Origin of the sequence: Corynebacterium sp. HMSC071B10, assembly GCF_001814825.1 — a bacterium.
Lineage (GTDB): Bacteria > Actinomycetota > Actinomycetes > Mycobacteriales > Mycobacteriaceae > Corynebacterium.
Window position 1 is genome coordinate 67216 of the sequence record NZ_KV817978.1, and the last position, 10337, is coordinate 77552.

The window sequence follows — 10337 nt, forward strand, 5'->3', positions numbered from 1 at the left end:
CGGGATGTTTCACGTGAAACATCCCGGGTTGTGAAGGCCTGTCGGCTATGCCTCCCCGTCCGCCTTGCCGGCGGCGCGGCGCAGCGCGTCGAGGTTGACCTCCGGGGCGGGCTCGGGTTCGGCGGGCTCGTCGGGCTGGTTCAACGCGGCGTCGGCAAGCTTGGCGGCGTTCGAGCCGTAGTTACCGCCGACGGCGAAGGCGGCGATGGCCGCGATGAGCGCTGCGGCGGGCGCGATCCACACCCAGCCCTGCGCGATGAAGGCGAAGGCGGCACCGATCGCCATCGCGACGCCAGCGAGCAACGCGAATGGGCCGACCACGCGGTGTGCGGTGACCCACGTGCTCTCGTTCTTGCGCACCTCCGGCAGGCGCAGGCCGATGATGTTGTTGCCGGGGAGCTTGCCTGCGGTGGCGAGCGCGCCGGGGACGAGGAAGAGGAGCGCGCCAATAATGAACAGGACGCCGAGCACCACGTTCAGCGTGGTCATAGTTGCAAACGGGGACATGCTCTCCAGGATAAACCGGAACGGTGGCAGCGCAAAGTGCGCGCGGGCATGGCAGTATAGCGGCAACCCGCGACCCGCGTGTAAAAAAATTCACCTAAAGCTCGCCTTTTCGGGCCGAGATAGGGAACAATAACATTCACAGGACAGGAACAAATACCTGTCTTTTCCCTGTACATCTTCGGGTCCGTCCACGGTCCCGTGACCGCAAAAGGTTCCAACAATGAAATCGAACGTTTTGAAGTCACTGCTGTTCTGGGTTGTCGTGGCCATCATCCTCGGCTTCCTGTGCAGCTTGTTCTTCCCCGACTGGCTCGCGCGCGTCTTTGTTACGTTCAACGGCCTGTTCTCCAACTTCCTGGGCTTCTTCGTGCCCGTGCTGATCTTCGCGCTCATCGCCCCCGCGATCGCCGGCCTCGGCCGCGGCGCAGGCAAGTGGCTCGGTATCACCGCGGGCGTGGCCTACGGCTCCACCATCATCTCCGGCCTGATCGCCTGGGGCACCGCGTCTGCGCTCTACCCCTCGTTGTTGAAGGGCTCCGAGCTGATTACCAACGTGGATGACCCGGACGCGGGCGGCCTGAGCCCCTACTTCGAGGTCGAAATGCCGGCCCCCTTCGAGGTCATGTCTGCCCTCCTGCTGGCATTCGTCATCGGCATCGCCATGACCTCGGTGAAGTCGAACACCATGCACGAGGTGCTTGACGAGCTCAACGGCGTCATCATGAAGGTAGTCAAGAGCTTCGTCGTGCCGCTGCTGCCGGTGTTCATTTTCGGCACCTTCCTCAACCTGGGCATGAACGACAACTTCGGCTCCACCATGGCCGCGTTCGGTACCGTGCTGGTGCTGTCCATCGTGATGACAATCATCATTGTGCTCCTGCAGTACATCATCGCCGGCATCGTCGCAGGCCAGAACCCGTTCGTCGCGCTGAAGAACATGCTGCCGGCCTACTTCACCGCACTGGGCACCTCGTCTTCGGCCGCGACCATCCCGGTCACCTACAGCTCCACGCTCAAGAACAAGGTGGACGAGGACGTCGCAGGCTTCATCGTGCCGCTGTGCGCGACGATCCACCTCTCCGGCTCGATGATGAAGATCACCTTGTACGCGCTCGCCGTCGTCTTCATGGGCGGCCTCGACGTGTCGGCCGGCCAGGTCCTCGGCTTCATCTTCCTGCTGGGCATCATGATGATCGCCGCGCCGGGTGTGCCTGGCGGCGCGATCATGGCGGCCGTCGGCCTCCTGCAGGCAAATCTCGGCTTCGATGAGTCGATGGTCTCGCTCATGATCGCCGCGTACATCGTCGTCGACTCCTTCGGCACCGCAGCCAACGTCACCGGCGACGGTGCCATCGCGATGGTGATCAACAAGTTTGCGCAGGGCAAGATCAAGGGCCAAAAGCTTGACGACGCCACGCAGAGCCCCTCCCCCGCCACCGCAGCCAACTAAGCGCTGAGCTACTGAGCCGCTCGGTGGAACACGAACACCGCCCGTTCATGAACGAGCGGTGTTCTTTTTTGCGTGTTTAGCGGTGTGGGTGCGCGAAGGCCATTCGGTGCCCTGAACTGCTGCTCCAAATGTGTCCTGAATTGACTCCTACGAAGCCCTTGCCCGGGATCCACGCCGGCCCGCCGGAATCGCCGTGGCGGAGTCCGCCGTGGTAGGCGAATATGGTTTCACCGTGGACGCGATCAACTTTCCCGCACGAGATGCGCCTGCTGACGGCGCCGGTCGCGCACAGCGTATCCCCGGGTCGGACCTGACTCAGCGGCACAATGCGGTCACCGCTGAACGAGTTGCTGCCAGGGACGACACCGGGGACAAAGCGGATTGTGGCAATGTCCTTCAAAGCGCCGCTATACAGTGCATTAGAGACAGCCGGAAAGGCCGAGGCAAAAGAAGACAAAGGCGTAGACAGGTTGTGCGTGATGAAATTCGAGGCCTCGAAATACCCGATGATCTGCCCCCGCGTGTTGTATACAGGCTGGCCAGCAATGCCACAGTGCGCAGCCACATAGGCGATTCCGGCACGTCGGTCGACATACCCGAGCGTGCACCTCCCTTGTGTGACAACAAGGTTCAAACGGATCTCGTCGCCTTGGTTCATTACGGTGCCTCGTGGCGCATTGGCACCAAGCGCCCCGGTGATTGACGACGACCCCATCGAGCTCCCTGGAGGTAGCGACGAGGCTTCCGCTATTCCGGCACCGACGGTGCCGCTGATGAACATCAGTCCAGCAGCGACGAGACTTGCAATTTTCCTCTTCATAACGGCTTCCCTTCCAGCTCAATCATATCCCAGGTACAGGTTGTTCCAATTTCCTGGATGGGAGGGCGAGCGGATACCGTCTTAAATCGCGCGCGGGTGCACGAACACCTCGCGCGCACCTTCCATACCGGCCATGTTGGCGTAGGTCCCGCTTGTTACCCCGACAAACCCCTTGCCGGGGATCCACGAAGGGCCGCCCGAGTCACCGGGGATGAGCCCGCGGTGGAACGCGAAGGTGGCGTCGCCGTTGACCCTGTCTACAGTTCCGCAGGACACTCGCTTGCTTTGCGAACCCACCGCGCAGAGCTTGTCTCCACCCCGCACCTCGTGCAGCGGGACGACGCGGTCACCGCTGAATTTGTTCGCGCCTGCCACGACGCCGGGAACGAAGCGGATACGCGCAATATCTGCGGTTGGCCCGGCGGAGACCTTTGGTCGCAGCGAAGGCATGAACTCGGCGGCGTACGCGATCGGGATGGTGTACACACTCGCGAGCATGTTTGAGGCCTCGAAGTAGCCAATGATCTGGCCGCGCGTATTGGCGACGGCCGCGCCCGCGAACCCACAGTGGCCAGCGGTGTACGCAACACCGGCACGACGATCGACGTAGCCCAGCGTGCAGGTCAGATTCGCAAGCATGGGCGTCATAATCCGATCGCCCTGGTTCACCACCATCCCGCGCGGGGCGTTGGCACCAAAGGCACCGCTGATTGTCGACGACCTTGTGGTCGCCCCCGGAGGCAGTGTAAGCGCCTCGGCGGGCGTCGCCGCTGCCCCGACGAACAGCATCGCCGCTGCGGCGATGCTGGCTAGTTTCTTCTTCATGTAGGCCTCTCTTTCGAGGCTGATTTTAATCTGCCTCGGGCCCCAACAATGAATCTTCGAATCCTCGCTGCGAGCAGTGCCGTTTCACGTGAAACATAGGGCTGCAGCGAGGTGCTCGAAACCTACTTGAAAGCTACTCGAAAGGTACTTGAAACGAATATATCTAGCCTGACCTGCGGATAACATTCTACTCGAAATTCTTTCGAGTAGAATGTTGAGCCGTGACGGCAAGTAATCGGTGTCTACAGCTTCGGGAGACCCGGAACAGCCGGAAGCGAGACACCCGGGATCATGCCGGAGGCGGCAGCATAGAGACCGCCACCAATCAGTGCGACGATCGCCACCGGGAGAAGGACTATGAGCGCGACGGCACCCGGGTTGTCATCGGTGGCCAACCCGATGCACACACCCTCGTTGCTCGACCCTGAGTAGCCACGTTCTGAGGCTCGTTCCTGGCGGAGCTTCTTGAACTCCTCTTCAGTTCCTGCTTTCTCTGCCGCCTGCTCCATCTCGTCAAGTTCCTTCAGGCACTCCTGGTAGAACTCTGATGAGTTGGGCTTGGAAGGATCGTCCGCGGCGTGTGCCGGAGCGATGGTCATGGCCAGTGCGGTGGTGGCGGCGAGTGCCGCGGTAGTCAAGCGTTTCATGGTTGTGTCCTTTGAGGTTTTAATGGCGTGAGGTGGGAAAACGTGGTGGTGAACTTTTAGGCGAAAAGCTCACGTAGTGCCTTACATTCCAGGGATGGCCGGAAGAGAGACACCCGGGATCATGCCGGAGGCAGCAGCTGCGCCGCCGATCAGCGCGACAATCGCCAACGGGACGAGGGTCAGCAGGGCGATGGTGCCGGCCTTGTAGTCGTCGTCCTTGGTCAGCACACCGATGCAGTAACCCTCGTTGCTGGAGCTAGAAATGCCCTTTTCTTTGGCGAGTTTTTCGCGTGCTTCCTTGTATTCTTTCCCAATCCCTCGCTCTTGTGCTTTCTTTTCGTTCTCTGTTTGAACATCCATGCAGGTCTTGTACGCCTCCGACGAGCTGTCGGGCTTGGACGGCGGTGGTACTTCTACCTGTGCGTGTGCCGGAGCGATGGTCATAGTCAGGGCGGTGGTTGCCGCGAGCGCCGCAGTTATAAAACGCTTCATTGGTATCTCCTTGGGTCATAGAGTGAAAGAACTGTGATGCAAGTCCTATGTCTATGAAACAGTGCATGGCATGTGACCGCAACCGCTAAGGCGACAAAAATCAATAAGAATATTCGCTCAGGAAAATACTAGGTGACACGTAACGTAACGTACCTCCAGCCTCGCCCACGCGGCAGTGCATCCCACCGCTGCGCCAAACAAAAACACCGCCCTTTTCGACAAACGAGCGGTGTCCTTGAACGTCTACCCGTGCGGGTGCGCGAACGTCATCCGGTAACCCGAGCGGCTCCCCCACTCCTTGGCCGAATTCACGCCAATGAAGCCCTTGCCCGGGATCCACGCAGGCCCGCCGGAATCTCCGTGGCGGAGCCCAGTGTGGTGGGCGAAAATGGTCTGGCCGTGGACACGGTCGACGGTGCCGCAGGACACCCGCCTGCTTGATACACCAGTGGCGCAGACCTTATCGCCCGAGCGGATCTCACGCAGCGGCACGATCCGGTCACCGCTCAACGAGTTACCGCCAACCGTGACCCCGGGGACGAAGCGGATTCTGGCGGTGTCAGCCATCGGTCCGCGGTAGGTGTATTTCCCCAGCTCGGGGAAGATCTGCGCCCCGTAGTCCAGGTACAGGTTGGCTTTCCGGGTGATCATCGTCGAGGACTCGAAGTACCCGATGATCTGCCTCCGCGTATTCAGCACGGGCTGCCCTGCAAAGCCGCAGTGCCCGGCGGTGTAGCCAATACCTGCGCGTCGGTCGACGTAGCCGAGCGTGCACGACCCGTAGCTCAGCACCTCATCCGTGAGGATTTCGTCGCCTTGCTTCACGACGGTTCCACGTGGCGCATTGGCCCCAAGTACCCCGGAGATTGACGACGACCCCATCGACACCTCTTGCGGCAGCGTGAGCGCCTCCGCCGGTCTAGCATTCACGGCACCACCAAGCAACATGAGCCCCGCAGCGACGAGGCTGGCTATTTTCTTTTTCACAACGGCCTTCCTTTCAGAGCAATCGTATCGCGCTGGGTGGAACCTGGCTGCTCGTGTGGGGCTCCCCTGGGACCATCAGGCTGAAGCACGTTTCCTCACTCATGTCCTCACTACCGTCACTACGGTTCTCACTACCTTCACTGACGTTCTCACTATGGTCACTCATGTCCTCACTACTGTCAGTGTGAATGAGTGAGAGTGCACTGAACAGCGAAAGTGCAGGGTATTGCCTCGATCGACTCTTAGCTCTCTATTCCTCACTACATCCTCACTACTGTCACTCGCTCTCTCACTCATGTCAGTGAGGTATAGTGACGACATGAGTGACCGCATGACGGAGATCATGAATCGCCTAAATCGCCAGGGCAATGATGACCATGCCATTGAGGCAAAGGCGGGTTCCGGGAAGCTAGATAAGGGCTTCTGGTCGACGGTCAGCGCATTTGCTAACACGAACGGCGGAACAATTGTCCTTGGCATCAACGAAGATCAACGCACTCGGTCATTTACGGTGGATCCTACGTTTGATGTCCACAAGGTCAATGACCAGTTAATTAGTGCCTTTCGTAGCGAGCAGGATAAACCACCTACTACGCCGATTCCCCGCCACAATATTGAGACTGATGAGTTTGAAGGCAACCCAGTAGTGCTGGTGGAGATTTTTCCAATGCGCGGGGATAGTCGTCTCGAAAAGCGGATGCCTTGTTACGTGACAGCGCAAGGACCGAAGAACGGCTCGTATAAACGGGTTCTCGACGGTGACAAGCGTCTGACCACGTACGAAGTCGACCAACTGTCGGCGATGTTCGATCCGGACTACTCGGAGCTCGAACCCTTCCCCCAGGCTGATCTTTCTGATTTGGATGAGCGGAGCTGGAAAGAGCTGGCCAATTCGTTCGTGAAGAGTGGATCTCGGATTATGTACGGAACGTCCACTGACGCAGAAGTGCTCGAACGGTTGCACATCGTGAACGGTGACAATGTCCCAGTGATGGCGGGATTGCTGACCGTCGGTAAGTATCCGCAGCAGTTTTTCCCCCAGTTGTTCATCGATGTGGCCGTACACCCTACCTTTGAGAAATCGGCGCAGGCGACACGTTTTGTGGATCGGAAGCATTGCGACGGGCCGCTTCCCGTCGCTGTGGAGGATGCCATCCAAGCTGTGCTTCGCAACCTGCGAACTCGGACGGTGGAGAGCGGAGGCACGATGGTAGACGAGCCAGAAATTCCAGAGATCGTGCTGCGCGAGGCGATCTCGAACGCGGTCATGCACCGTGACTACAGCGCGGCGGCTCGCGGCATGCAGGTCCACGTTGATGTCTATCCGGACCGCGTGGAGGTCATTAACCCTGGTGGACTCTGGCGGGGCTTGACGGTGGATCAACTCTATGAGGTGCGTTCCGAATCGCGTAACCCATATATCGCGAGCTTGCTCAGCCACCTTCCGACGCCCAATGGTTCGTCCCACGTTGCAGAGAACCACGGTAGCGGAATTCAGCGAATGCTTCAGGGGATGAGGGAGAAAGGGCTTCCGAGTCCGGAATTCCACGCCGAGATTGGTGAGTTCCGCGTGACTTTACAGCGGTTCGGCCTGCTTACCCCGGATCTCGCAGAGTGGCTCGAGCAGCGCGCTCCGAATGCAAGCCGGGACAGGCATGTTGCACTTGCAATTGCTCGTGGGCTTGGCGCGGTCACCCCGCGCGACCTGCGAAAAAACCTCGGGATGGACAGCGACGACGCCCGCTCGCTCTTCCGGACGATGGTCGATGAGGGTTTGCTCGCTACTACCCCGGACGTGGACCGCTTCGTCCTCGCTGGCACTGAGCTGTCGACAACGCCTGAGTCCACTTCGCTTGATGCTTCCGAGCGCCGTGTCCTTGAAGTCTTGTCGCAAACTGACGCTCGTTCGGCGCGCGAAGTCGCCGATCAGGTTGGGCTGTCCGTCAGCACTGTTCGTGTGAAGCTTCGGTCGCTTCTCGACGCCAACCTCATCCTCGCCACCGCCCCACCCACAAGCCGAGCGAGAAAGTATCTCCGAGTCTCTGATGCGCCGTGATAGCTACTCGAAAGGTACTCGAAAGGTACTTGAAACGAATATATCTAGTCTGACCTGCGGATAACATTCTGCTCGAAAGAATTTCGAGTAGAATGTTGAGCTAGGAACGGGGCGAGTCGATAACAAAGTGCCCATAACAAAACCCTCTCGGCACGAAGTGTGCGGGGAGAGGGTTAAGGTTCAGCTCGTCCGGAGGCCAACCACTTTGGCAATTGGAGCCTTACCGGCCTTGGTTTAGCGCGGCAGTCCCGGAACTGCAGGAAGGGACACACCCGGGATGACGCCGGAGGCGGCGGCCGCTACGCCGAGCAGCGCAACGATGCCCAGCGGGACGAACGTGAGGAAGGCAATGGTGCCATCCTTGTAGTGTTCGCCTTCATAATCATCATTGGTCATTAGTCCGAGGCAGTAGCCGCTGGCGCTGGAGGCTGGGACAGCAAACTCGCCCTTTGTCTCCTCTCGGTACGCATCTCGGATCTCCTTATTCGTGTAACCCTGCTTGCGGGCTTCCTTGTCGTTCTCTCTTAGGTCGTTAACGCATTCACTGTAGAACTTCGACGAAGAGGGCACATCGTCCGCCGCGTATGCCGGAGCGGCGGTCATGGTCAAGGCGGTGGTGGCCGCGAGAGTAGCGGACGCGATTCGTTTCATGGGGAACTCCTTGGGGTTCGGGATGAAGGCAGTGGAATTACAGGCCTTACGCCAATAAAACAGTGTGTGGCACCTGTCCGCAACACTTTTTGTGTAGAAATTCACCAAAAGTTCGTATTCGCCAACCAGCGCGTGCAGCCCTGACTCCGGCTACACCCCCAGTTTCTGCCCGAGCGGTTCCGCCAACACAAGCCGAACCAAGTAGACGCACAGGGCAGGCACAAAGAAGAATACGGCCGGTACCGCCCACGCCAGCGGCAGGAACCACACCAGTGAGATGCCTAGCCAGAGTACGGCCAAGGCACCGAGGGTATGCATGAGGTGTTTGAAGGCGAGCACGACCGCGCGGGTCAGGCTGGTTTGCAATCCGTCGTCGGTAGGCAGCGACTCCAAGGCAAAGAACCATACGGAGATCCCGGCGAGGATCATCGCCCCCGAGAGCGCGAGCGCTTGGAGAGCGAACAGTGCGGTGCCATCGACGTCGGCCTGGAAGAGCACCCACTGCTGATAGACAAGCACCGCCGCCGCAACCAGCAGGACGAGCCACCACAGCGTGGCCGGTCGTGCTTGGTTGCGGAACTCGCGCAGGTACTGCAGCCCGTAGCGGGAGCCGATGCCCTGGAGCATGTCACCGACGACCACGTTCGCAGCGCGGAGTGCGGCCCCGCCAGTGACGATTGGCAGGCTGGAGCACACGATGAGCATGTTGAGAATGACAATGTCCGCGAGCAGCGTGAAGGCGGACATGAAGCGCGATTCCGGGTTAAACATGTTCACCTGCACCAGCGTAGTTGGTGGGTGCCAAGCTGCAGCAGACAAGATGCCACGGAGCCGCGCCGGGCAACACCTCTAAAAGGAGCTAGCTCCATTTGGGCCGAACCGCCACGTAAAACCCCAGGTCGTGCTCCAGGCGCAACCGGAAATGGAGCTAGCTCCATTTGCACTTCATCAGCGGATGCAGGACAACAGTCCACAACGGCGGCACTCCGCGCTGAACACTTTCGCTGCCCCTGATGTCCCGAATTGCCCCGACAACCAGGGGTCTGAAGAAACGAAAGATAGCCCCCCGGTCTCTCGAGATGGAGACCAGAAGGCTATCAAAGTATGTAAGGCGCAAAAACCTTATGCGCGAACCGGTAAGGCGGGTGACCCGCAGCCGGGCTCGTGGGTGGTGGATAACGAGTCCAATTCCACAAGCACAATTGATTATACGGCTCTTACGGGATGAGTCAATGTGGCAGTGGCGGATTCATCATGGTCATGATATTGACCTTTCCTTGCTGCACATCCTCGAACGAATCTAATTCCAGAGCTCGCCTTAGTCGCGCTGCAACACGTGCTTTTGGTGTTCTGCGGTGAGATTCCACGGGTTTACTTTCACGTTTGCGTTCAAAGTTAATGGAGCTCGCAACAAGGTCCGCGAGTTGTACTAAATCCATGGCCTTGGAGTCGACGTCGTACGCCTCAATGACACAGCGGTTGCCAAGCTTTTTGTTCACCCCCTCCTTCACGGTTCCTGCGACAGTTTCGCCTCGAGGGGTTTGGACCAGGTCAAGAAAAACGTTCACTAGTTCGCCTTTATTGATATTTCCTGATATCAAGCGAACAGCCATTTCGGATTGCTGTTTCCAGGTCTCTGTAGAGGACGTGAAAGAGTTTCGGGAGTCATACACCGAGCCCCCAACGCGAACGTCTGCAGCTGCAAGCGTTTCAGCGACTTGGAAATAGAATTCCACGTTGTCTTTTCGGATATCGGCAAAGTGGATTTCTGAGTGGTAGTGAAACGTCTGGCGAAGATGGCGGATTTTTCGTTCAAGCGTCGCACCATCACGAATTTTTACGAATCCGACGACGAAGAATCCACCTGCTGAGTTGGCCCGATCATGCGGTGGATGCGCCACG

The 10337-nt window shown here is 59.0% G+C and carries 11 protein-coding genes; 2 read left to right on the forward strand and 9 right to left on the reverse strand.

Features of this window, described 5'->3' with window-relative positions; translation table 11 throughout:
* Positions 1-45: 45 nt before the first annotated feature.
* Complete coding sequence (locus HMPREF2990_RS02455; RefSeq protein ID WP_246817407.1) at positions 46-507, reverse strand: SdpI family protein; 462 nt, start codon at positions 505-507, stop codon at positions 46-48.
* Between the two features lie 220 nt (positions 508-727).
* Here HMPREF2990_RS02455 and HMPREF2990_RS02460 point away from each other — a divergent pair, with 220 nt between their 5' ends.
* A complete protein-coding gene (locus HMPREF2990_RS02460) occupies positions 728-1957 on the forward strand; it encodes a dicarboxylate/amino acid:cation symporter (protein WP_070762552.1) in 1230 nt (409 codons plus the stop codon).
* 76 nt (positions 1958-2033) lie between these two features.
* On the opposite strand, the gene HMPREF2990_RS02465 is transcribed toward HMPREF2990_RS02460, so the two are convergent.
* The 5 genes from HMPREF2990_RS02465 to HMPREF2990_RS02485 all read right to left on the reverse strand — a co-directional run bounded on the left by HMPREF2990_RS02465 (position 2034) and on the right by HMPREF2990_RS02485 (position 5728).
* Positions 2034-2777 carry a chymotrypsin family serine protease gene (locus HMPREF2990_RS02465; RefSeq protein ID WP_070762553.1) on the reverse strand — a complete coding sequence of 248 codons (744 nt, stop codon included), beginning with the start codon at positions 2775-2777 and terminating at the stop codon, positions 2034-2036.
* 81 nt (positions 2778-2858) lie between these two features.
* A complete protein-coding gene (locus HMPREF2990_RS02470; RefSeq protein WP_070762554.1) occupies positions 2859-3602 on the reverse strand; it encodes a chymotrypsin family serine protease in 744 nt (247 codons plus the stop codon).
* Between the two features lie 242 nt (positions 3603-3844).
* Positions 3845-4249 carry a DUF4118 domain-containing protein gene (locus HMPREF2990_RS02475; protein WP_070762555.1) on the reverse strand — a complete coding sequence of 135 codons (405 nt, stop codon included), beginning with the start codon at positions 4247-4249 and terminating at the stop codon, positions 3845-3847.
* An 81-nt stretch (positions 4250-4330) separates the two neighbouring features.
* A complete protein-coding gene (locus HMPREF2990_RS02480; RefSeq protein WP_070762556.1) occupies positions 4331-4741 on the reverse strand; it encodes a hypothetical protein in 411 nt (136 codons plus the stop codon).
* Between the two features lie 243 nt (positions 4742-4984).
* A complete protein-coding gene (locus HMPREF2990_RS02485; RefSeq protein WP_070762557.1) occupies positions 4985-5728 on the reverse strand; it encodes a chymotrypsin family serine protease in 744 nt (247 codons plus the stop codon).
* Positions 5729-6047: 319 nt separating this feature from the next.
* On the opposite strand from HMPREF2990_RS02485, the gene HMPREF2990_RS02490 reads away from it, so the two are divergent.
* On the forward strand, positions 6048-7784 hold the full coding sequence (locus tag HMPREF2990_RS02490) for an ATP-binding protein (RefSeq protein ID WP_070762558.1): 1737 nt from the start codon (positions 6048-6050) through the stop codon (positions 7782-7784).
* A gap of 234 nt (positions 7785-8018) precedes the next feature.
* On the opposite strand, the gene HMPREF2990_RS02495 is transcribed toward HMPREF2990_RS02490, so the two are convergent.
* From HMPREF2990_RS02495 to HMPREF2990_RS12340, 3 genes are all read right to left on the reverse strand, one after another.
* Positions 8019-8435 carry a hypothetical protein gene (locus HMPREF2990_RS02495; RefSeq protein ID WP_070762559.1) on the reverse strand — a complete coding sequence of 139 codons (417 nt, stop codon included), beginning with the start codon at positions 8433-8435 and terminating at the stop codon, positions 8019-8021.
* Between the two features lie 150 nt (positions 8436-8585).
* On the reverse strand, positions 8586-9212 hold the full coding sequence (locus HMPREF2990_RS02500; protein WP_141757767.1) for a MusI family membrane protein: 627 nt from the start codon (positions 9210-9212) through the stop codon (positions 8586-8588).
* A 452-nt stretch (positions 9213-9664) separates the two neighbouring features.
* Positions 9665-10337: DUF3800 domain-containing protein (locus tag HMPREF2990_RS12340; RefSeq protein WP_141757768.1), on the reverse strand; the 673-nt coding region annotated here is incomplete at its 5' end.